We start from the raw sequence: 22,371 nt of genomic DNA, 5'->3' as shown, positions 1-22,371 counted from the left end.
CGCCGCTCCCCGCCAGGCACGGCTTGCTTGAAAGCCGTGCCCACGTCTGCGGAACCTGCCGGGTCAGAAGCGATAGTTCAGACCGGCCTTGATGACGTGGTCGCGAACATCGGTCTTCGATCTGCCGCTGGAGCTCGTCGTCGACACGTCATTGGTCATGACGTAGTTGTATTCGACCTTGGCCGACAATCCGCCGCCGAAGCCCTGTTCGATGCCGCCACCGAAGAGGTAGCCCTGCTTCCAGCCGCTCGGGCCGGAGACGCCTCTTCCGCCGTCGAATTTCGTCATCGTCAGACCCGCCGTCCCATAGACCAGCGTGCGGTCGAAGGTCAGGCCGGCCTTTGCCTTGGCGGCACCGCGGAAGCGTTCTTCCAGTTTGCCGTTAGGCACGTTCACTTCGTTGTTTCCGAGGTAGGAGCCTTCCAGTTCCGCACCGAGGATGCCAGGCCCCACCTGGAAATTGTAGCCGGCTTGTACACCGGCGGTCAGACCCTTGCCGCTGGCGAAAGGGTTCAGCTTCGGTGAGGCAACGCCGCCATGCGCGCCGAAATAGGCGCCGCCCCAGCTGAAGGCCGGTGGCTGTTCGTAGCCGGCGTCCGGAGCCTGATAGGTCGTGAGGTCGGCCGCGGATGCGTTGGTTGCGGCCGCAATGGCCAGAGCCGCGAACAGGAAAGATTTTGCGCTGAGAGACATTGATAACTCCATACGAAACCCATGCGCCATCCCTAGGCGCTCGCAAGGTCTCTATTTGCGTTGGAGAACCGGAAACCGGTTCCTGCTGGTCTCCAGCGCCGCCCGTCTTGGGAACGGATCGGTCTCAGGAGATGCGGATCATTTTGCCTGCGAGAATTGCGGGCACATTGCAGGATTCAAAAATATTGAAAAATTATTCAGTGTTTTTATAGGGTTGAAGTGAAATATTTAACTATCTGTTAAGGAAGGTTGGGTGCGTCCAGCCGCTAACTCGGGAAAGACAGGCGAAAACAGGCGCCACCCTGTGGACCGTCCAAGACGGTGACGTTGCCGCCGTGCCGCTGCATGATTTCACTGACCAGATTGAGCCCGAGGCCGGCCCCATGCTCATGCGGATGAAGGCGATGGAAGGGCTCGAAGATTCTCTCGCGCTCTGCAGCGGGCACACCCGGACCTTCGTCCGTCACCTCGATGATTGCGCGCCTGTCGATCCTGATCGTGATATTCCCCTTGCCGCCACCATGCTCGATCGCATTCTGAACGATGTTGAAGACGACGCGGCGCAGCGCTCCGGCATCGCCCTGGACAATCAGGCGATCGAGCCTTGTCTCGAGCGAAAGGTCATATCCCTGCGCGATGGCCAAGGGCGCCATATCGGCGGCAACATCGCGGCATATGTCCAGCAGATCGACGGGCGAGAAGTTCGCACCGATGACATCCAGACGCTGCAGGTCGAGCAGCTGTTCGGCGAGCGCGGAGATGCGACCCGCATCGGACAGAAGCCGATTGCGGATCGGCCCCTCGACGATCGTCTCGATGCGGGTCTGCAGAATGGCGACAGGCGTGCGCAATTCATGCGCGGCATCGAGAATGAAGCGCTGATGGCGCTCATGCCCCTCATCGAGGCGTTGAAGCGCACCGTTGATCGCATTGACGAGCGGCATGACTTCGCGCGGGATCCCCGTTTCCGGCAGCCTGTAACCGCGCCGGTCGATATCGATGGATTCGGCTTCCTTGGCGACGGTGGACAGGCGGGAAAATGCCCTGCTCACGATCCATGGAATGATGACGATGGTCACAATGACCAGCAGCACAAGGATCGGCACCATCAGCAGGTTGGAGAGAAGCAGGATGGCATATGTCATGCTGAACACATCACCCTTGCCGATCACGGTAAAGTTTCCCGCGGGGCCGGATGTGTTGCGTATGACGGCCAGATAGGAGAAGGGTGGTTTGGTATCCCGGATATCGCCGAAGGTTATGCGATCCAGGTGTTCCGCCATCGCGGCGTAAACCGCAGGCACATTGCCGGTCTGAATGATTTCACCCTTTTCGCTGCGGGCGACGAACCAGAAGTCCGCCGAACTTTGCCGCAGCTTGGCAATTTCGTCCGTCTCGTTGAGAACGAGCTGGCCGTCGGCCTTGCGCTCGATTGCGCGTCCGGCAGCATCAGCAAACTCGGGATCGGAGAGAACGATGCCTTCGCCCGCCTGTATCAGGTAGGCGACGAACGCCACGCTGAACAAAAGGAGGATGCCGACCTGGAAGAGCAGAAGCTGCGCGATCAGCCGGCGCTTCAGCGATTTTGCCCGGGCACGCTTCATGCGATTGGCCTCAACAGATAGCCGACCCCGCGAATGCCATGGATCTCCACGCCTGCCTGCGCATCGGCGAGCTTCTTGCGAAGCCGCGATACATGCGAATCGAGCGCATTCGACTGGATTTCGTCGTCGAAGGCATAAACGGCTTCCTCCAGCGCCGCACGCAGGACCGTTCTGCCCTGCCGGCGGATCAGCGTCTCCAGAACGAGAAGCTCGCGCCTCGGCAAGTCCAGCAGTTTGCCTGATATCCGGGCCTCCCTGTTATCGAGGCTGAATTCAAGCTGGCCGAGCCGGGCGACCATCGGCGCCACATTGGCCGGCCGACGCATCAGGGCGCGGATGCGCGCCAGAAGTTCCTCGAGGGCGAAGGGCTTGGAAAGATAGTCGTCCGCACCGAGATCAAGACCGTTGACGCGATCGGCGAGGGAGCCGCGGGCCGTCAATACGATGACCGGTATCGTCGCGCCGATCGAACGCAGGTGCCGAATGAGTTCGAGCCCGTCCCCATCGGGCAATTGCCGGTCGAGCACGATCATGTCATGGACATGTTCCGAGACGGCGTTTCTCGCAAATTCCAGGGTCGGCGCGTTATCGACGATGATGTCGTATTGATGCAGCGCGGTCGCAAGCGCATCTGCCATCTGCGGCTCATCTTCCACGAGCAAGAGGCGCATTGTTTCCCTTTCTAAGGTGGTGCATTTCGTTCAAGACATAGCGATGAACATTGCGGCATCATTGCGCGCTATGGGGCGCTTCTCGCATTGTCGGCGTTTGCCCGGTCTATTTCCGGCTAATCATTCTCGATGCATTCCAGCCAGGCGGCGCTGACGGCCGCTGCCAGGGACAGGAGGAATATTGCGAGAATGCAGGTCGTCTTGAAGGATGTGAGGCCGATGGCCACGCCGGTCAGCATGTATTCGAGCGGCAGAAACAACAGAACGACGGAATAGGAAAGGCCCATCACATGGGGCCTGATATCGCGCGGCGCCTTCACCTGGAGGATCGCCACGAAAGCGGGCGAGAGCCAGCCGTTCGCCAATCCCGCGACAAGGCCGGCAAATATCATCGTTAGCGGCGAAATCTCGATCCACATCAGTCCCGTTGCGAGCGCCAGTCCCAGGAAGGCTCTGGAAACGGTGGAGGATGGCGTGGGCCTGTCCTGGCGGGATGCCAGGTGCAGGTTCATCATGATCGTGCCCGTGGCCGATGCCGCAATGAAAATGCCGAGCCAGGCTACGGACTCGCCCTGCAGCCGCAAGGCCGCCGGCACGAGGAAAATCTGCAGCGTCATGAAAAAGCCGAGTGCCGCACTCGCACAAAACGCCAGCGGCAGCGAAATGGGCGCGCCGCGAAACCGTCTTCCCGCAACGATGATGTCAAGCAAGTGCGGCGCTGCCCGCAGCCGAAATTTCGGCAGGCTGAACGACAGAAGCATCATGGCGGCAAAGTTGCAGATCGTGATCCACCACGCGGCATCTTTCGAACCTATGGCGGCGATGATGAAGGCGCTGGCTGCCGAGGCCGTGAGCAGCACGAGGCCGTCGATCATATCGTCGATGGAATTCGCATCGGTCTTCGACAGTCCCGAAAGCCGGGCAATTTCAGGAACCTTCACTTCGGTCGCCACCGTCGCCGGCCCATCGAGGATGGAGCTTAGAAGGCTGAGAAACAGGAGAGTGCCGGGGTTGAGAAAATCGGCGGTATAGAGCGCGGCAATCAGCAGCGACGTCAGCGCGCCGATTTTGGCGGAGATAAGGGCAGTATGACGGATGCCGAGCATCTCCGCCACATAGCCGCCGAAAGCCATGCCGATCAGAAGCACGCCGCCGTTGATGAACGCCATCAGCGCCATGCACACCACGCTGCCGGTGAGATCATACATGATCCAGGGATAGAGCACCGTCGCGAAGGCATGGCTGAAATTCAGGGCCACGTTGCTCAATTGAAGCCCGACAAAGGGCCATCGCGCGTTGCGTTGAAGTCGTTGAAGCACGGTTCTGTTCCGATGATCGTTAGGTCATCAGAGTCGGCCCATCGCCTTGCAGCAACATTACGGGAAGCGAAATTTATGCGGCAACCAACAATTGCTTCATCGAGGCTGAGGATAAGCGATGCCGGCCTGTTTCGCCGGCAATATCCGCCGGCGATTTGAGGTCAGATCGATGGTCAGTCGTGCGCCGCCCGTGGGGCTGGTATCGGCCGTGACATTGCCGCCGTGCAATTCCACGATCTGTCTCACCAGATGAAGGCCTAGGCCCGTCCCGCTGGAGCGGGGTTTCAGCCTGTAGAAAGGCTCGAAGATCCGATCGCGCTCGGCGGGCGGCACGCCTGGGCCGTCATCGCAGACGTCAATCAGTCCGGGCGCGATGCGAATGCTGATCGTTCCCCTGCCGCCGCCGTGATCGATGGCGTTCTGGATGAGGCTGGCGAGCGCACGCTCCAGCGCTGCCTCGTCACCATGAATGGGGTCGTCCGGCCCTTCATGGATGAGATCCAGTTGGTAACCGGCTGGAAAGGCAAGCGGCGCCATATCGCTCACCACCCGCTTGCCGAGGGCCAGCAGCGAAACGGGCTTGAACTCGGCCATATCACGCTGAAGGCGCTCGATATCGAGCAACTGCTCGGTCAGCGTCGTCAGCCGCGCCACGTCGGCGACCAGCTGTACGCGTTCCGGGGTCGGCGGCAGCGCTGCAATGCGGGTGCCGAGAATGGCGATCGGAGTCCTGAGCTCATGCGCGGCATCCGCCAGGAAGCGCTGATGCCGCTCATAGCCGTCATCCAGCCGGCGAAGGGCTTCATTGACGGCGCTGATCAGCGAGGCAATCTCGGGCGGCGTGCCCGAGGTTTCCAGCCGCACGCCGCGTTGGCCGATATCGATCAGTGCGGCCTGTTTTTCCGCCTTCGCGATGCCGGCCACTGCGCCGCGCACGACGAGAGGGGTGGCGACCAGGATGCCGAAGACGATGACAATCATGATCGGCAGGCCGACCTTGAGAAAGACAAGCAGAAGCCCGAGCGCGACGATGGCCGGCGGCGCCTTGCTTTCGGTTCCCGTTAGGATCTGCATCTCGCCTGCCGGGGTATAGACAGTCCGCATGCGCGCCTCGGGTCGATCCATGGCAGCAGCGTCGACCGTCGATCCGAATCGGGCCTGGCCGATGCCGGGCAGCGCTTCACTGATGCGGGTAAAGATCGCCGGGATCGGGCCTTCGGAGATGTGCATCCCGCGTGCATCGCGGATGATGAACCAGAGGCCGGGCTCGGCTCCCCTGAGCCCTGTCAGCTCCGCCGTATCACTCAGCTGCAACGCACCGGCAGCGTCGCGCTGAATGGCATGCTGAAGGGCTTCGATGGTTCGATCGGTCGAGCGGAAGGCGAAGAGATCGCCCTTCAGGAACAAGGCTCCGAGAACGAAGAAAAGGATCAGGCTCTGGAGGACTAGCAGTCGCCGGATCAATTGCCATGTCAGCGAGCGGCCAGTCGCCTCCTTCATGCCTGCTCCATCAGCATGTAGCCGACCCCGCGCACGCCGTTGATGGTGACGCCGGCATCCGCCTCGGCAAGCTTGCGGCGCAGCCTCGAAATATGGCTGTCGAGTGTGTTGGACTGGACCTCGTCGCTCATGCCGAAAACCGATTCCATCAGGATTTCGCGCGGCACCATCCGGCCGGCGCGCCGCATCAGCGCTTCCAGGACGAGGAGTTCGCGCCTTGGCAGCTCGAAGCGCATGCCCTCCACCCTGGCTTCGCGGTGATCAAGATCGAGGACGACGCGGCCGAGCCTGAAGGCCATCGGGCTGATATGGTCGGGCCGCCGCATCACGGCGCGCAGCCGCGCCAGAAGCTCCTCGAAGGCGAAAGGCTTCGCCAGATAGTCATCGGCACCACCATCGAGGCCGGCAACACGCTCGGCAAGCCGGCCGCGGGCAGTGAGCACGATCACCGGTATGTTCGACTTGTGCTGCCTGATCTTGGGAATAAGGGAAAGGCCGTCGCCGTCCGGAAGTCCGCGGTCGAGGATGATGGCATCGTAGGAGCCCGCCAGGATCATTTCCATGGCCATGCTCATGTCGTCGGCATGATCGGCAATCATATCGTAGCGCCGCAGCGCCGATTGCAAGGCCAGCGCCATTTCCGGCTCGTCCTCGACCACAAGGAGCCGCATCCTTCGTCCTTTCGCCATTCGTCTTGTAATTTTTGCCGAGGCGACATTGCGACAACATGACGTTTCGAAGCAATGCAGGCGTCAGACGAACCATCGAGATCCCTGGGGAAGGCAATCAACCAACAAGGGACGAACCGATATCATGAGAGACAGTTTCTTCTTCCTGCGCCATTGGGCGGCAGCTCCTCTTCGCACCGCAGCCGTCGCACCGTCGAGCCGGGCACTGGCCAAAATCATGACACGCGACATTTCGGTGGCGACTGGGCCGGTTATCGAGCTTGGACCGGGCACCGGAGTCTTCACCAAGGCCCTGCGCGACCGCGGCGTGGCGGAGCACAACCTGACACTGGTCGAGCTCAATCCGGATTTTGCAGTCCTGTTGAAACGCCGCTTTCCGGCCGCATGCGTGTTGCAGATGAGTGCCGCCGATATCGCGACATCAGCTGCATTGCGCGAGGGCAGTGCTGGAGCCGTGTTGAGCGGTCTCGGGCTGCTCTCGATGCCGACGCGCCAGGTGGTGAAGATCATGCAAGGCGCATTTCGCTGCCTCGGGCCGGCGGGTGCATTCTACCAGTTCACCTATGGCCCACGCTGCCCCGTGTCGGACGACGCTCTGAATTTCCTCGGGCTGCAGACGGAAAGGGTGGGAGGAACCCTCTTCAACCTGCCGCCGGCTTCGGTCTATCGGATCACGCGCTCGCCGATCTGGCCGAACGAGAGACTCGATCGTCGGATGGCAGGCGGCGCGCCCCGGTATCTCGACGCCTTTGGCGATTGACCGGGCGATCCGGAAGCCTGCGAAACCTATTCGCAGCGAAGGCCGGTGGCGCGGTCGAAGAGATGCAGCGCGTTTGCGTCGAAACCGAGTTTCAGCGTCTGTCCTTCGGCAATTGCGGTTCGCGGCGGCAGGCAGGCCATCAGCCGCTGCGAACCGGCTTGCGCCGTCACGATCAGCTCAGGTCCCGTCAATTCCGCCACTTCGCAAATGGCTTCGAGCTTGCCTTGTTCGTCAAGCCGCAACGTTTCCGGCCTGATGCCGACCACCAGCTCCTGCCCCTGTTTGATCTCCGCCTTCGTCGGCGGCATCGGCAGGGTAATCGAGGTTCCGTCGATGCGGAGCGAACCCTGATCGGCGGTGGCATTCAGAAGGTTCATCGGCGGTGCGCCGACGAAGGTCGCCACGTAGAGCGTTGCCGGATGATTGTAGATCTCGTCCGGCGTGCCAAGCTGTTCGATCCTGCCGTCTCGCATCACGGCGATGCGGGTCGCGAGCGTCATCGCCTCGATCTGGTCGTGTGTCACGTAGACGACCGTGGTCTTCAGCATCTGGTGCAGGCGCTTCAGTTCGGTGCGCATCTCCATGCGCAGCTTGGCGTCGAGGTTCGATAGCGGCTCGTCGAACAGGAAGACCTCCGGCTTGCGCACCAGCGCCCGGCCGATCGCAACGCGCTGGCGCTGCCGCCGGAAAGCTGGCGCGGCTTGCGCTCCAGCAGCGCCTCGATCTGCAGGAGCTTTGCCGCCTCGCGCACTGCCTTGTCGCGCTCGGCCGCAGGCACCTTGCGCATCTCCAGGCCGAAGCCGATGTTACGGTGGACCGAGAGGTTCGGATAGAGCGCGTAGGACTGGAACACCATGGCGATGTCGCGGTCTTTCGGATGGACGCCGAGCACGGAGCGATCGCCGATGCGGATATCCCCGCTGGTTGCCTCGGCAAGCCCGGCGATGATGTTCAGAAGCGTGGACTTGCCGCAGCCTGACGAGCCGAGCAGCACCAGGAACTCGCCGCTCTCAAGCGAAATGTCGATGCCTTTCAGCGTCTCCAGCTCGCCATAGCTTTTGCGGATATTCTGGATTTCGAGCGCGCTCATCGAACGGCCTCCTCGGATGCTTTGGCCGGGCCGTAGCTGCGCGGCAGAGTGGAAATGGCGCGGGAGGCAACTTCGGTTCCTGCCGAAAGGCAGGCCGCAAGCGGCTCGCCGCGGGCAAGGGCGGCGAGGAAGCCCGCATTGAAGACATCGCCGGCGCCGATCGTATCGACGACCGTGACGCGTGGCGCCGCGGCCGAAACCGACGTGCCGTCGGCGTCGATGGCAATCGCCCCGTCCGGGCCGCGCTTGACGACGAAGATGGCGCCCTCAGGCATGTGCGATCGAAGAGCGATCGCAGCCTCGACTGGATCGTCCATGCCGGCAAGCGTCGTTGTCTCGACTTCGTTCATCAGCGCGACGCCACAGCGGGAGAGCCAGTTGCGCGTTGCATCGCAGTTTTTCTCCGTCCAGCCGTCGAGCGGCCAGCCCGTGTCGAGCGCAACGGTGATCCGGTGCTTGTCTGCCCAGTCGAAAAGGGCGTCGTAATCCCGGGTGAGATCTTCGGTGAGGAAGGCGCCGCACAGCAGCATATAGCCGCCGCTGAGCCGTTGGCCGTCGAGCACCGCAAACACGTCATCGAGATTGAAGCGTGGCAGGTGGCCGCGCGTGGTGAAGAAGGTACGCTCGCCATCGGGATGGGTAATGCCGACCGAGAGCGTCGTGCCCTCCGGCCGAACGGGCCATTTGCTGCTGCGTGCGCCGAAGGCTTCGCTCAGCCAGCGGCCGAACTGGTCGTTGCCGACATTGGCGGAAATTTCGTAATCGACGCCGAGGCCTTCCCAGGCAAGGGCACTATTGCCCGCCTGGCCGCCGACGCGCAGCTCGTCATGATCGACGATGATCTCGGTGCCGGCCTTCGGCCAAGGTGCGGCCGGCCCGAGGATCAGGTCGATATTGACGTTGCCGATGACTGCAAGCGGCTTCATTCACTCGCTCCGGGTGATCTTGGTGGTGCGCACCGGCGTGCCGGCATCTTCCACCCGCTCGTCGGCAAAGGCGATCATCAGCAGCTGCGCCACAGGCAGCATCTGAAAGACGGCGGCAAGACCGGTTTCCGGCTTGAAGCGCAGCGTCACGCAGCCCGGTACTGCCTCTTCCTGGGAGCCATCGAAGATCACCACCGGCGCGCCTGTTTCGGCGGCGGAAACGGCCATGGCGGTCACCAGGCTGGCTGTCGCATCATTGCCGCGGAAAAGCACCACGCCGATCGACGGGCCGAGCATTTCCATCGGCCCATGCCGCAGCTGGCCGCCTTCGAGTGAGAAGCAGGGGCGGCGCGACAGTTCGGTGAGGCCAAGCGCCAGCGCTTCAGCCACGCCCTGCAGGCGGCGGCCCGAGGTGACAACCGTCGCGACATTGGCGAGGGCTGCAAGGGCCGGCTCGATGGCGGGCGTCTCAGGAGCCTGCAACACCGCCAAAGCGCGCGCCGGATCTTGCCCGAATGCGGCGAAGATCGCCAAGTGCAGCGCGAAGCTGACGGTGAGGCTGCGTGTTGCGGCAAAGGCAAGCTCGGTGCCGCCGGCGCCGACGAGAGAAGGCGCGGTTCTCGCAAGAAAAGAGCTGCCCTCGAGCGTCAGGCCGAAAGTCTCGGCCGTGCCGCCGGTCTCGTTGAACCAGCGCACGACCTCGGCGCTTTCGCCGGATTGCGACGTCACGAAGATCGTACGTCCCTCAAGCGGCAGCGGCTGGCCGAGCTGTTCGGAGAGCGGCAGCGCAACCGCATCGATACCGGCGGCGCGATAAAGCGGCTCGACGGCGCGGTTGACGGCGTGGGAGCCGCCCATGCCGAGCAATAAGAGTTTGCCGGTGCGCTTCAGCGAGGCGGCGGCCGTGGCGGCCATATCGGTCGCCGCTTCGAAGGAAGCGAGCGCGTCGGCATGTTGGCGGGCCATTTCGCGATCGATGGCGGCAAGGCCTTCGGGGCGGGTTTTCTCTTTGGTCATGTTCATCCCTTGACGCCGCCATTGGTCAGCCCTGAAATGAGGGCACGTTGCATGACAAGGCCGATCAGCACCGGGGGCAGGGCGGCCAGCACGCCGGCAGTCGCGATCAGTCCGTAATCCGAGACACGGCCGCCTGCGAGATCCGCAATGGCGACGGTGAGGGTCTTGGCGCGCTGGTCCGAGGTGAAGAGCAGCGCATAGAAGAATTCATCCCAGGCAAGCAGGAAGGCGAAGAGCGCCGAGGTCGCGACCACGGGCATGGCAAGCGGCAGCGTGATGATCCTCAGCGTCTGGAACAGCCCGGCGCCGTCGATCATCGCTGCAGCCTCGATCTCGTTCGGAATGGAATCGAAACCGGATTTCATCAGCCAGGTCGTGAACGGCGCGAGGATGGTCAGATAGACGAGCGCCAGGCCGAAGACGTTGTTGAGCAGGCCGAGATAGGCAAGGCCCATATAGAGCGGCACGGCCAGCGCCACCGGCGGCAGCATGTAGGTGGCGATCACCATGGAGAGCGACCAGCCGACAGACGGCGTGCGCGAGACGGCCCAGCCGGCTGGGATGGCGAGCGCGATCGCGGCGATGGTCGCCATGCCGGCAACCTCGATGCTGTTGCGCAGCGACGAGGTGAAGGCTGCACCCTCACTGTTTTCCAGCGTCGACAGCAGCAACTTGTAGCGCGAGAAATCCGCGGTCTGCGGCCACCAGCGCAAGGGCTTGGCGGCAAGATCGGCAGCCGGCGAAATGCTCATGATGAACAGCCAGGCAATCGGCGCCAGGATGACGACGGCGAGCAGGATGGCGCAGACATAGATGAAGCAGGTAAAGAGCGGGCTCTTGCGTTCCATCAGGTGGCACTCCCTGCGGTTTTGCGGACAAGGGCGGCATAGGCGGCGGCCAGCACCGTGACCAAAAGCGTGACGATGAGGGCAAGCGACGCGCCGGACCCCGCCCGCTGGAAGGAGAAGGCCTCCTGATAGACGAGGATCGATAGCGTGCGCGTGCTGTTTGCCGGGCCGCCGCGCGTCATCACCCAGATGATGTCGAAGACCTTGAAGGCCTCGATGGTGCGCAGCACCAGCGCCACCATCAGCGGTCCGACAAGATAGGGAAGGATGACGAAGCGGAAGCGCTTCAAGGGTCCGGCGCCATCGACCAGCGAGGCGGCAACGATATCGCGCGGCACGGCTTGCAGTGCGGCGAGCGCGATCAGCGCCACCAGCGGAAAATTCTTCCAGCAATCGGCAACGATGAGCGCCGTCAGCGCCGTGCCCGGTTCGCCGAGCCAGGAACGATAGGCGTCGAGCAGGCTGAGCTGGGTCAGCGCGGCATTGAGCGCGCCATATTCCGGATTGTAGATCAGCCGCCAGAGCGTGGCGTTGACGACTGTTGGCAGCGCCCAGGGCAGGATCATCAGCGCGCGCAGCACGCCGCGCCCCTTGAAGTCCTGGTTCAGCAGCAGCGCGGCGAGCACGCCGAGCACCATTTCGGCGGCGACGGAGATGATCGCGAACCAGGCCGTGGTGATGAGGGTGCGCTGGAAATTGGAGTTCGCCAGCATCTTCGCGTAATTGTCGATGCCGACGAAATTACCGCCGGTGCCGACGAGCTTTGCATCGGTGAAAGAAAGGCCGACGGTGTCGACGAGCGGCCAGCCGATGACGGCGACCATCACCACCAGCAGCGGCAACATCAAAAACCAGGCGCGAGTTGTCATGGAGGTGCCGGACATGACGGGCCCCTTCTTTCATTCTTCATGGAGGATGGAGAGGCGGGCGACGCAATGCGCCGCCCGGTAAGACTATCAGAGACCGCTGTTTTGGGCAGCAGACTTCAGCGCGTCTTCCGGAGAAGACTGGCCGAGCAGCGATTCCTGGATCGCCTGCTGAAGTGCCGTCGACAGTTCCTGATACTTGGGCGTGTTCGGACGCGGATACATGGCGGCAAGGCCGACCTTTGCGGCCGCGATCAGTTCTTCCTGGCCCTTGGTGACGGCCGGGTCGCTATAGGACGATGCCCAGATCGGCAGGCTGAGCTTGGCATACTGGTTCTGCGTCGCCTGCGAGGTCATGAAAGTGATGTACTTCCAGGCCTCATCCGGATGCTTGCTGGCCGTGGTGATGCCGAGGCCCATCGAGCCGTTGACGGCCGAAGCCTCGCTCTTGCCAGCAACGCCCGGTGCCGGCACGACGCCGACCTTGCCGGCAACCTTGCTGTCCTTCGGGTCGTTTGCCATGTTGTACATGTAGGTCCAGTTCAGCGCGAAGGCCGCATCGCCGTTTTCGAAGACCTTGCGGACGTCCTCTTCGAGGAATTCCTTGGAGTTCGGATTGGTGAGGCCGGACTTGTAGCTGGCGACCATGTACTTCAGGGCATCGAGGCCACCGCCGTTCTGGAAGTCCGGCTTGCCGTCCTTCAGGAAGTCGCCCTTATAGGCGCTGACGAGCGTGGTGTAGTCGCAGATTGCGGCTTCGGCCTGCGACCAGCTCCAGGCGATCGGGGTGGCCAGCAGGCCCTTGTCCTTGATGATCTTGGCCTGCTCGCTCAGCTCGTCCCAGGTCTTCGGCGGCGTCTTGATGCCGGCCTTTTCCAGGATTTCCTTGTTGTAGAACAGATACTTGGTATCGAGGATCCAGGCATGCCATAATATTTGCCGTCATACTGGACCGTCGTCCAGGCGCCCGGCAGGACGTTCTTCTTCGTGTCGTCGGAGATGCGCGAGGATACGTCGACCAGAACCTTGTTGGTCGCGTATTCGGCAGGCCAGATCACGTCGAAGAGCACGACGTCGTAGCCGCCGCCGGAGCCCTGCGCCAACACGGTCTTGTCGTGCAGGCCTTCGTAAGGCACGAATTCGAGGTTGACCTTGACGTCCGGATTGGCCTTGGAGAAGGCATCCGTCATGGCGCGCACGTCGGCTTCGCTATACGCGGCCTGCGCCATGAAGAGGGCATTGATCGTCGTTTCGGCAAAGGCATGCGAGGCGAAAGATACGCCGATCAGCGCTGCGCCGAGCAATGTCTTGTTCAATGATTTCAACATTCCATCCTCCAGTTTTTGACAGTCACGCGATGTTCCCGAGGGCGGCTGAAGCGTCGCCTTCGGTTGTCGGGCAGGCAATTGGCCGGGCATCTGCCGAACATGGATCGGCATGTCTTCGGAGCCCTGGAGCTCCCTGCGTTCCCTGATGAAACTCTGTGGTTTCTTTTAAGTCAATTGTCTTGACTAATTTGTTCTTCAATATTCTATTGGTGTCAAGAGGCAAAAACAGATGAACGATATTCGCCCGATCCGGGCTACGAGCGGAACGAACCACGAAGGCACCAGTGCCCATAACCGGCGGGTGATCATCGATGCCCTGCGATTGAACGGCGCGCTCTCCCGCGCCGATCTTGCGCGCGCAACCCGTCTGACGAAGCAGACGGTCTCCAACATCATGGAGGAGCTGGAAAACGACGGGCTGGTGACTTCGCGGGAAACCGTGCGGCGCGGCCGGGGCCAGCCCTCCACGCCCTATGGCTTGGTGCCGGAAGGCGCCTTCGCGATCGGCCTGCAGATCGACCGTCACATCACACGGGCCATCGCTGTCGATCTGGTCGGCAATGTGTTGATCCGCAAGGAGGCAAACCTGCCGGCCGGTGGACCGGTCACCGGCACGCCCGTGGTGTTGCAGCTCGTGCAGGAAATCCGCACCGAGCTCAAGCTGCTTGCGGCACAGGCGGAGAAGCGCCTTGTCGGGCTTGGGGTCGCCATGCCGGGGCCGTTCGGCACCGACCAGGATGAGGCCGAAAATCCCTGGATGATGGGTCCCTGGCAGCGTTTCCCGCTTCTCGAAACGCTGTCGGCCGGCACCGGCCTCAACGTCACCCTGCAAAACGACGCCGCTGCCTGCGCCACCGCCGAGCGCATGGTCGGCGCCGCGCACGGGGCTCGATCATGCCGTCTGCCTCTATGTCGGCTACGGTATCGGCGCGGGGCTGATCCTCGGCGGCGAACTCTACAGCGGCGCCCGCGGCAATGCCGGCGAAATCGGCATGGCGCTATTGTCGGTCAGTGGCCGGCGAACCGTGGAGCATAACGCCTCCCTCGCTTCGCTTTACGAGCATCTGGGCGTCGATCCGATGACGCCTGATATCCATTCGCTGATAGACAAGCGTGCCGCCGCGGCCGATCCGGAGATTCTGGCCTGGATCGAAAAGGCGGCCATCGACCTGCGCTGGAGCGTGCATCTCATAGAAACCGTCTTCGATCCGCAGACCGTGATCCTGTGTGGCGGCGCGCCGGCGGCGCTCGCGACGCGATTGATCGACGCCATGCAGCCGCTGCTTCCATCCAATGCCGATCATAGGGGGCGGCTTTTGCCGCGCCTGCAGCTGGGCATGACAGATCCCTGGGCCGTAGCGCGCGGCGCAGCGGTCGAGCCGATCGGCCATGCCTTCGATCCGCGTTTCTCGGCGATCCTGAAATCCTGACGCTTAGGGATGGCGCGGGCTTGCGCCGAGGCGAGCAAGCACCTTGTTCGGAATGCCGTAGCGCTGGATGATTTCGCGGCCATTGCGCAGGCCACAGATCTCGCGATGAATGAACATGGCCCAGACGGCTTGTGCTGCTGTATCGACCAGCCGTTCGTGCTCGACGCCGTGCTTGCCCTTGGCTTCGGCCTCTTGCAGGGCGGCAAGCGCCGCCTCAACCTTGAGGCCGTTTTGGCCGAGCGTGCTGGCGCGCTCCGACATCAGCTCATATTCGAGAATCCCGAGGCCGGTCGCCATCATATTGGCTGGATTCAAACTGCCGGGCAGGCGAACTGTCATCTCAAGCTCCGCATGCTGATGATCTGTCCTCAGCCGATTCTGCACAATTCCAGCGTCATTTCCAGATCGCGACCCCGGCATTTTAATCACCAAGACACGGAATACGGACCATTGAATATCCTGTCGCCAAGGCGCTTTTCGGGTGGCTCGCGCTCGGCATTTAAGATCCTATGCCAAGACCGCAAAGAGATAGCCGTGCCCTTGTGGTATGATTCGGTGAAAGGATATCTGCATGACCAAAGCTTCACGAAACGCCGGCAAGCAGTATGTCTGCCGGATCATCGCCTCGCCCGTCGGAGAGCTGAAGCTTGTCGGCAGCGATGACGGGCTTGCGGCAATCCTGTGGGACAATGATCGGCCCAACCGTGTGCCCCTGCTGATCGTTGCGGAGGATAAAAACCATCCCGTCCTGCTGGAGACCGAGCGGCAGCTCCGGGAATATTTCGCCGGCGAACGAACATCTTTCGATCTCCCGCTAGACTTCTCCGGAACGGAGTTTCAGCGGAAAGTCTGGCAGGCATTGCTGGCCATTCCCTTCGGCGAGACGCGTACCTACAGCCAGATCGCAGCGGAGATCGGGGCAGCCAAAGCGATCCGGGCGGTGGGCGCTGCCAATGGCCGCAACCCGATCTCGATCATCGCCCCTTGCCATCGGGTCATCGGCTCGGCGGGTGATCTCAGAGGATTTGCCGGCGGTCTCGAGCGCAAGGTCTACCTGCTGCAGCTCGAAGGGACCGAGACGAAAGCCTTCGACTTCGCTGCTTGAGCGAATGCCGCGGGATTGCCGGCAGTTCTAATGCAGACAGCCCATCCGGAAAGCCGGATGGGCTGTTTCGATTTTATCCATTTGGGCGCGGCTGGCGATGGCGCCGCCAGCCGCCGTATCGTCTTAGCCTTCGAGCCACTTCACCTGTTCGGGCGTCAGCTTGATATCGAGCGCCGACAGGCTGTCTTCCAGCTCGGCGATCGTGCGCGGTCCGATCAGCGGTATGACAGGGAACGGCTGGGCGATGACATAGGCAAGCGCGATGTGGATCGGGTTGCGGCCGAGCTTCTGTGCAAGCTCGATTGCCCTGTCGCGTCGGCCGAAATTGCGATCGGAATACCAGACGCGAACCAGTTCCTCGTCGTCTCGCTTGTCGCGGCCGGCGCGGTCGGTGAAGAAGCCGCGACCCTGGCTCGACCAGGCGAAGTTCGGGAGCTGCTTGGCATTCAGCCAGGCTTTCCACTCATCGTCGGAAGCCGCGATGCATCCCGCCCAGATCGGATCGAGCATTTCGGCGAGCGAGAAGTTGTTGGAAAGCGCCGCCGGAGCTGCCTTGCCGTTCTTCTCGGCATAGGCAATTGCCTCGTCGAAGCGGGCACGCGTCCAGTTCGAGCCGCCGAAGATACCGCGAATACGGCCAGCCTTGACCTCGGCATCCATGGCATCGACGAACTCGCCGACCGGAATGTCGGTATTGTCACGATGCATGAAGTAGATGTCGACATAGTCGGTCTTCAGCCGGTTGAGCGACTGGTCGAGCTGCTTTTTGATCATGTCCGGGTAGCAAAGCGGCGAATGTGCGCCCTTGCCGATCAGCACGATCTCCTCGCGCGGCACGTTGCGGCTGGTGTGCCAGTCGCCGAACATGCTTTCCGTCTTGCCGCCGCCATAGACGTAGGCCGTGTCGAAGGCATTGCCGCCGGCTTCATAGAAGGCGTCGAGCGTCAGCGACGCGGCTGCGAAATTCGGGAAGAATTCGAAGCCGAGCGTGACAAGCGATGCCGGCTTGGAGATGCCGGGAATGCTGCGCTTCGGAATGCCGTTGCCTTTGATGACGGTCGCGCCGGCAATATTCTTCGTCCGCTTTGCTGCTTTCTCGACGCTATATTCGAGGCCGATCGAGGCGCGCCACTGGTCGAGAACACGGAGGTTGCCGATCGAATCCGCCCAGCCGATGCCGGGATAGGCGAATTCCTTGTGCCCGGCACGGATGGCATCGCCGGCCGCATCGACTTCGAAGGAATAGAGCCAGCGCTCTTCCTTGACTTCGATGGTCTGGCTCTCGCCGCCCTTGATGAGCTCGATCTTGCCGACGCCGCCCTTGTGGCCGGAAGCGAACCAGAAGTCCGTGACCTCGAGGCGCCCTTCCGAGCCGATGATGCGCAGCGTGTTGTCCTGGTTCGCCATGATCGAGCAGGAGACTTCGGCAATGACATTATTCGGGAATTTCAGCACCGCCGAAGCCCATTCGTCGACGCCCGTCTGGCCGAGATGGCCGACGCCCGAGACCTTGTCGGGATCGAGGAACGGCTTGCCGTCGCGAGCGCCGGCGATGAGGCGGGCCATCGACACCGGATAGCCGCCGACATCGAGAATGCCACCGCCGGCCGTTTCGTTGGCAAACAGCCGGTGTTCCGGCTTGACGGTGCCCATGTTGAAGCCGAAGGACGAGCGGATGATGCGCAGTTCACCGATCGCTCCGCTCTTCACCAGTTCGATCAGCTTGGCGGTCTGCGGATGCACGCGGTACATGAAGGCCTCGCCGGCAAAGACGCCGGCCTTCCTGGCCTCATAGTAGATGGCTTCGGCGTCGAAAGCCGAAAGAGCGATCGGCTTTTCGACAAGCACATGCTTGCCGGCGCGGATTGCCTTGATCGCCCATTCGGCATGGCCGGTGTGCGGTGTGGCAATATAGACGGCGTCGATGTCCTTGTCGGCGAGCAGCGCCTCATAGCCATTGACGATGCGCGCGCCGGGGAAGCCGTCGCCGAGACCTGGCTTGTCAGGATTGCGGCTGGCGATGGCGACCAGCTTGCCGCTGCGGGAATGGGCGACGCCCTCGGCAAAAGTCTGGGCGATCCTGCCGGGGCCGATAATGCCCCAGCGGATGGGTGTATCTGTACTCATGGAACGATCCTTTCGTAAATCTGCATGCTGTCTTGGGAGGGGTCAGAGCGCGCCACGTCGATCGCTGAAGCGCTCTAAGCCTTTGTTTTGAGCAATTCCGGACGAAAACTGCGGCGCACTTTTCCTGGAATTGCTGTGAGGGCAGCGCCTACCGCAATCGGTTTCCAGCGCTGTCGAAGAGGAATGTCTTGGCCGCGGAAAGCGCGACGGTGAGCGTGTCCCGATTGCTGGTATTACGGGACTCTTCGCGTTCGATGACGATCTGCTCGCCGCCGGCGATATTGGCGTAGATGTAGCTGGTGTTGCCGAGATGCTCGGCGACATCGACATCGACGGTCAAATCGGCGTCGCCGCGCCCAGCGTCGAGAAAGTGTTCGGGGCGAACGCCGATCGTCACCTGTTGGCCGGCCTCCACTTTCGCGGAGGTGGTAGGCAACGTCAGGCGAACATTGCGCTGGTTTTTCAAAACGATAGCGACACGGCCGGACTGATTGTCGGTGACCTCGGCTTGGATGAAATTCATCTTCGGCGAGCCGACGAATCCGGCTACGAACTGATTGGCCGGATCGTCGTAGAGGTCGAGAGGCGCTCCCACCTGCTCGATATTGCCGCTGCGCAGCACGACGATCTTGTCGGCAAGTGTCATCGCCTCGGTCTGGTCGTGGGTGACGTAGATCATCGTCGTGCCGAGCTTCTTGTGAAGGCGTGAGATTTCGACGCGCATCTGTACGCGCAGCTCGGCATCGAGGTTGGACAGCGGCTCGTCGAACAGGAAGATCTGCGGCTCGCGCACGATGGCGCGGCCGATGGCGACGCGTTGGCGCTGGCCGCCGGAAAGCTGCTTTGGACGGCGCTGCATCAGCTCGGTGATCTGCAGGATCTCGGCCGCCTGCTTGACGCGGCGGTCTGTGTCGGCCTTCGGATTGCCGTTCATCCTCAGGCCGAAATTGAGGTTCTGCTCGACGGTCAGGTGCGGATAAAGTGCATAGGACTGGAAGACCATGGCGATGCCGCGATCGGCTGGCTCGACGTCATTGACAACGCGGCCGCCGATCTTCAGTTCGCCGCCGGAAATATCCTCCAGCCCGGCGATCATGCGCAGCAGCGTGGACTTGCCGCATCCCGAAGGGCCGACGAAGACGACGAACTCGCCATCCTTCACATCCAGATTGGCGCCATGGATGATTTCCAGTGAACCGTAGCGTTTGACGATATTGGTAAGGGACAGTTCAGCCATACGGGTCTCCCGGAATTATTTGATTGCGCCGGCGGCGATGCCGGCGATGAAGTGGCGCTGCAGGAGAACGAAGATGATGAGGATCGGCGCCGTCAACATCACCGCGCCGGCCATGATGCCGCCCCAGGATACTCTGGTGAGGCCGATAAGCGTTCCGAGCGCCACGGGCGCGGTCATCATCCCCGGCCGGGAATTGATGAGCAGCGGCCAGAGGTAGTTGTTCCAGGAGGCCAGGAACAGAATGATGGCGAGTGCCGCCATCGTCGGCCTTGCGAGTGGCAGGGCGATGCGCAGGAAGATCTGCCATTCCTTGACACCCTCGACGCGCGCCGCATCAAACAGCTCGCCCGGCATCATCGAGAAGGCTTGGCGCATGAACAGCACGCCGAGCGAATTGAAGAGCGGCGGCACGATCAGCGCCACCCATGTGTTCGCAAGCCCGAAATCGCGTGCCACCATGATGAATTGCGGGATGATGACGACGGAATAGGGGAGCGTGATCGTCCCGAGGATGATGCCCACAACAACGGATTGGCCGAGGAAACGATAGCGCGCGAGCGCCCATCCCGCCATCGAGGTCAGCATGACCGACAGGACCGTATAGACGATGGCAACGACGATGGAGATCGTCATGGCGCCGATGAAGTTGGTGTCGGCCTGCAGGTTGCGGAAGTTGTCCATGAACCCTGTCGACGGTGTTAGGATGATGCCGGGGCTGAAAATGCCGTAATCAGGCATGGTCGAGAAGACGAACATCATCCACAGCGGAAACAGCCAGATGATGGCGAGGGGCGCCAGCAGGCCGTGCAGGGCGAGCGAGCGGATCAGATTGGATTTGGACTTTGATTTCATTTCGCTTCGCGCCCCACCCAGAGATTGAGAAGAGAGATGACCACGGCGAGCGCCGCCATCGTGTAGGCAACCGCCGAGGCGTAGCCGAAGTTGGTCGACTGGAAGGCCTGGCGATAGAGCAACAGGCCGAGCGTTTCCGTCCCGCCGCCGGGACCACCCCTGTTGGTGATCAGATATGGTTCGGTGAAGAGCTGCATGGTGCCGATAACGGACAGGACGACGCAGAAGAGAATGATCGGCTTCAGGAGCGGCAGGGTGATGTGGATGAACTGCTGGAAGCGGCTGACACGGTCGAGCGTCGCGGCCTCATAGACATCCTCGGGGATCGATTGCAGCCCGGACAGGATGATAATGGCGTTGTATCCGGCCCAGCGCCAGGTGACGGCGATGATGATGAGGACCATGGCCGCATGGGAATCGGCAAACCACGATACCGGCGAAATCCCGACACCGCCGAGCAGCTTGTTGACGATACCGAAATCGACGTTGAACATCAGGCGGAAGACGGCTGCATAGGCAACTTCGCCGACCACGACGGGTGCGAAGAAAGCAAAGCGGAAAACGCCACGCGCCTTGAGCATTGGTGAATTCAGCAGCACCGCCATGACCGTGGCGAGCGTGATCATGACGGGGACCTGGACGATCAGGATGATCAGCGTGTTTTGAAGTGCGTTGTAGAAGGCCGGTCGCCGAACAGGCGCCCCCAATTGAGCGATAGATTGTAGACCCACGGATTAACCCGGGTGTTCTGGAACGAAATCAGGAACGAATCGATGATCGGCCAAACCCAGAAAGCGGCGAACACCAGAAGATAGGGTGCAAGGAACGCATAGGCGCTCCGGTTTCGCAACCGCATGAAAGCCTCCTCCTTTAAGCGCAATGAAATGACGCGTGACATCGCATCCGCGCCGCCCCAGAGCGTGACGCCGAAAAGTGTAGGCGGTTTTCGGACGACATCACGCTCTGTTTCTTTGATTCTAGGGCGGCGGGGATGCCGGGCGCGGCTTGGGATGCGCGCCCGGCAGTGTCACTCATTTCGCGAGCGGCAGGCCTGTCGCCGAGGCGATCTGCTGGGCCGCGTCGTCGAGCGCCGCCTTGCCGTCCGGATAGCCGCCGGCAAGATATTTCGTCTGGACGGCCTTTATGACTTCATCGGCGTCACTGAAATACTGGGTGCCGGGGCTCGGGTGGATTCTCGGCAGGGTGGCGAGAATATCGGCCCAGACCTTTTGGCCACCCCAGTAGGGCTGCGGTTCGTTGACGAAGGGATCCTTGACCGCCGACAGCAGCGACGGCACGAGGCCGAAGGATTTCAGCATGGTCACCTGGCCCTCATTCGTGCCAAGCGTGTATTCGAGGAATTTCCAGGCAGCTTCCTTGTGCTTCGAGCTGCTGGCGATTGCGAGCGACGAGCCACCGAGATTGGCTGCATGCGGGCCGTCGGCCGTCATGCTTGGCATCGGATAGACGCCCCATTTGCCGGCAAGATCCGGCGAGGTCGAGCGCACGGTGCCTTCATACCAGCCGCCATAGAGCTGTGACGCCACCTTGCTTGCAGTGTTCGCCTGAATTTTTTCATTCCAGTTCGCCGCGGTCATCAGGCCCGCATCCTTGATTTCCTTCACCTTATCCAGCGCCTTGACGCAGCCGGGCTGGTTGACGGTGATGCTCTGGCTGTCACTCGAAAAATAGCCGCAGCCCTGTTCGTTGGCGAGCATGCGGAACCATTCGCTATCGCCGTTGAGATCGGCCTGCGTCATGACGACACCGGGATTGGCGGCAGAGATCTTCTTGCCGGCGGCGATGAAATCGTCCCATGTCTTGATCGTTGCCGGATCGACGCCGGCCTTTTCATAGAGGTCACGGCGATAGAACATGGTGACCGGGCCGGAATCCCACGGCATTGCATAGGCGGCGTCGCCCACTTCGAGCTCGGCGCGCTTGAAATCCGGGAATTGCTTCTTGAGTTCGTCATTGTAGCCGAGCTTTGTCAGATCGGTCAGGCAGTCCGGAAAGCGGTTCCAGAAGATCGAAGCCTTGTGGTTTTCGATCGACATGACGTCGGGCAGGCCGTCGCCGCCGGCAGCGCAAGCGGCCAGCATCTTGTCGAAGACCTGCGGGTTGCCGATGTCCTGAACATCGACCTTGATATCGGGATATTTCTTATTGAACCCTTCGACCGTGGATTTCAGCGCCGACGCGGCGATGTTCCAGCTCCAGACTGTGATGGTGGTTTGCTCTGCAAAGGCAGAACCGGAAGCGAGCAAGGCGGCAAGCGCCGTCGCCCCAGCAAGTTTTAAACGCATTGA

General features: G+C 61.8%; 17 protein-coding genes and 4 pseudogenes. 3 read left to right on the top strand and 18 right to left on the bottom strand.

From position 1 onward, the window contains the following. Positions 1 to 63: 63 nt before the first annotated feature. The 6 genes from BSK43_RS12405 to BSK43_RS12380 form a co-directional block, all read right to left on the bottom strand. Positions 64 to 693, bottom strand: coding sequence for an outer membrane beta-barrel protein (locus BSK43_RS12405; protein WP_077472170.1), 630 nt, complete (start codon positions 691 to 693; stop codon positions 64 to 66). A 266-nt stretch (positions 694 to 959) separates the two neighbouring features. After that, positions 960 to 2,297: a HAMP domain-containing sensor histidine kinase gene (locus tag BSK43_RS12400; RefSeq protein ID WP_077472171.1), complete on the bottom strand. Its 1,338-nt coding sequence runs from the start codon at positions 2,295 to 2,297 to the stop codon at positions 960 to 962. Further along, positions 2,294 to 2,968 (bottom strand): response regulator transcription factor, encoded by a 675-nt coding sequence (locus BSK43_RS12395; RefSeq protein WP_077472172.1) that lies wholly within the window; start codon positions 2,966 to 2,968, stop codon positions 2,294 to 2,296. The genes BSK43_RS12400 and BSK43_RS12395 overlap by 4 nt, the downstream gene beginning before the upstream one ends. 116 nt (positions 2,969 to 3,084) lie before the next feature. Further along, positions 3,085 to 4,227 carry a hypothetical protein gene (locus BSK43_RS12390; RefSeq protein WP_348641750.1) on the bottom strand — a complete coding sequence of 381 codons (1,143 nt, stop codon included), beginning with the start codon at positions 4,225 to 4,227 and terminating at the stop codon, positions 3,085 to 3,087. Positions 4,228 to 4,383: 156 nt separating this feature from the next. After that, on the bottom strand, positions 4,384 to 5,787 hold the full coding sequence (locus tag BSK43_RS12385) for a HAMP domain-containing sensor histidine kinase (protein WP_077472174.1): 1,404 nt from the start codon (positions 5,785 to 5,787) through the stop codon (positions 4,384 to 4,386). Then, entirely contained in the window at positions 5,784 to 6,458 is a 675-nt protein-coding gene (locus BSK43_RS12380; RefSeq protein WP_077472175.1) for a response regulator transcription factor, read from the bottom strand. Before BSK43_RS12380 ends, BSK43_RS12385 begins: the two co-directional genes overlap by 4 nt. 142 nt (positions 6,459 to 6,600) lie before the next feature. On the opposite strand from BSK43_RS12380, the gene BSK43_RS12375 reads away from it, so the two are divergent. After that, complete coding sequence (locus BSK43_RS12375) at positions 6,601 to 7,236, top strand: methyltransferase domain-containing protein (protein WP_077472176.1); 636 nt, start codon at positions 6,601 to 6,603, stop codon at positions 7,234 to 7,236. 26 nt (positions 7,237 to 7,262) lie between these two features. On the opposite strand, the pseudogene BSK43_RS12370 reads toward BSK43_RS12375, so the two are convergent. The 6 genes and pseudogenes from BSK43_RS12370 to BSK43_RS12345 form a co-directional block, all read right to left on the bottom strand. Further along, a pseudogene (locus BSK43_RS12370) lies at positions 7,263 to 8,326 on the bottom strand (ABC transporter ATP-binding protein). Continuing rightward, entirely contained in the window at positions 8,323 to 9,252 is a 930-nt protein-coding gene (locus tag BSK43_RS12365; protein WP_077472178.1) for a PfkB family carbohydrate kinase, read from the bottom strand. Before BSK43_RS12365 ends, BSK43_RS12370 begins: the two are co-directional and overlap by 4 nt. Next, positions 9,253 to 10,275, bottom strand: coding sequence for an SIS domain-containing protein (locus tag BSK43_RS12360; protein ID WP_077472179.1), 1,023 nt, complete (start codon positions 10,273 to 10,275; stop codon positions 9,253 to 9,255). It lies immediately after the preceding gene. After that, positions 10,272 to 11,117: a carbohydrate ABC transporter permease gene (locus BSK43_RS12355; RefSeq protein ID WP_077472180.1), complete on the bottom strand. Its 846-nt coding sequence runs from the start codon at positions 11,115 to 11,117 to the stop codon at positions 10,272 to 10,274. The genes BSK43_RS12360 and BSK43_RS12355 overlap by 4 nt, the downstream gene beginning before the upstream one ends. Beyond that, positions 11,117 to 12,001 (bottom strand): sugar ABC transporter permease, encoded by an 885-nt coding sequence (locus BSK43_RS12350; RefSeq protein ID WP_077472181.1) that lies wholly within the window; start codon positions 11,999 to 12,001, stop codon positions 11,117 to 11,119. The genes BSK43_RS12355 and BSK43_RS12350 overlap by 1 nt, the downstream gene beginning before the upstream one ends. A 72-nt stretch (positions 12,002 to 12,073) precedes the next feature. Then, a pseudogene (locus BSK43_RS12345) lies at positions 12,074 to 13,311 on the bottom strand (extracellular solute-binding protein). Between the two features lie 229 nt (positions 13,312 to 13,540). On the opposite strand from BSK43_RS12345, the pseudogene BSK43_RS12340 reads away from it, so the two are divergent. Then, positions 13,541 to 14,741 (top strand): annotated as a pseudogene (locus tag BSK43_RS12340) (ROK family protein). A 3-nt stretch (positions 14,742 to 14,744) separates the two neighbouring features. Here BSK43_RS12340 and BSK43_RS12335 read toward each other — a convergent pair. After that, positions 14,745 to 15,080 (bottom strand): DUF6665 family protein, encoded by a 336-nt coding sequence (locus BSK43_RS12335; protein ID WP_077472241.1) that lies wholly within the window; start codon positions 15,078 to 15,080, stop codon positions 14,745 to 14,747. A 232-nt stretch (positions 15,081 to 15,312) separates the two neighbouring features. Here BSK43_RS12335 and BSK43_RS12330 point away from each other — a divergent pair, with 232 nt between their 5' ends. Then, a complete protein-coding gene (locus BSK43_RS12330; protein WP_077472183.1) occupies positions 15,313 to 15,846 on the top strand; it encodes a methylated-DNA--[protein]-cysteine S-methyltransferase in 534 nt (177 codons plus the stop codon). A gap of 123 nt (positions 15,847 to 15,969) precedes the next feature. Here BSK43_RS12330 and BSK43_RS12325 read toward each other — a convergent pair whose 3' ends face one another. The 5 genes and pseudogenes from BSK43_RS12325 to BSK43_RS12305 all read right to left on the bottom strand — a co-directional run bounded on the left by BSK43_RS12325 (position 15,970) and on the right by BSK43_RS12305 (position 22,368). Continuing rightward, the gene (locus BSK43_RS12325) at positions 15,970 to 17,973 is read right to left on the bottom strand and encodes an aldo/keto reductase (protein WP_077472184.1); all 2,004 of its coding nucleotides are present in this window, start codon (positions 17,971 to 17,973) and stop codon (positions 15,970 to 15,972) included. Between the two features lie 148 nt (positions 17,974 to 18,121). Then, positions 18,122 to 19,210, bottom strand: a complete 1,089-nt coding sequence (gene ugpC / locus BSK43_RS12320; RefSeq protein ID WP_077472185.1) for a sn-glycerol-3-phosphate ABC transporter ATP-binding protein UgpC — start codon at positions 19,208 to 19,210, stop codon at positions 18,122 to 18,124. 15 nt (positions 19,211 to 19,225) lie between these two features. After that, entirely contained in the window at positions 19,226 to 20,062 is an 837-nt protein-coding gene (locus BSK43_RS12315) for a carbohydrate ABC transporter permease (RefSeq protein ID WP_068394983.1), read from the bottom strand. Next, positions 20,059 to 20,918, bottom strand: a pseudogene (locus BSK43_RS12310) (sugar ABC transporter permease). The gene BSK43_RS12315 and the pseudogene BSK43_RS12310 overlap by 4 nt, the downstream one beginning before the upstream one ends. A gap of 175 nt (positions 20,919 to 21,093) precedes the next feature. Then, positions 21,094 to 22,368, bottom strand: coding sequence for a sugar ABC transporter substrate-binding protein (locus BSK43_RS12305; RefSeq protein ID WP_077472186.1), 1,275 nt, complete (start codon positions 22,366 to 22,368; stop codon positions 21,094 to 21,096). Between the last annotated feature and the right edge of the window lie 3 nt (positions 22,369 to 22,371).

Origin of the sequence: Rhizobium sp. P44RR-XXIV (assembly GCF_001999485.2) — a bacterium.
Taxonomy (GTDB): domain Bacteria; phylum Pseudomonadota; class Alphaproteobacteria; order Rhizobiales; family Rhizobiaceae; genus Rhizobium.
This window is presented reverse-complemented; position numbering and strand designations above follow the sequence as displayed.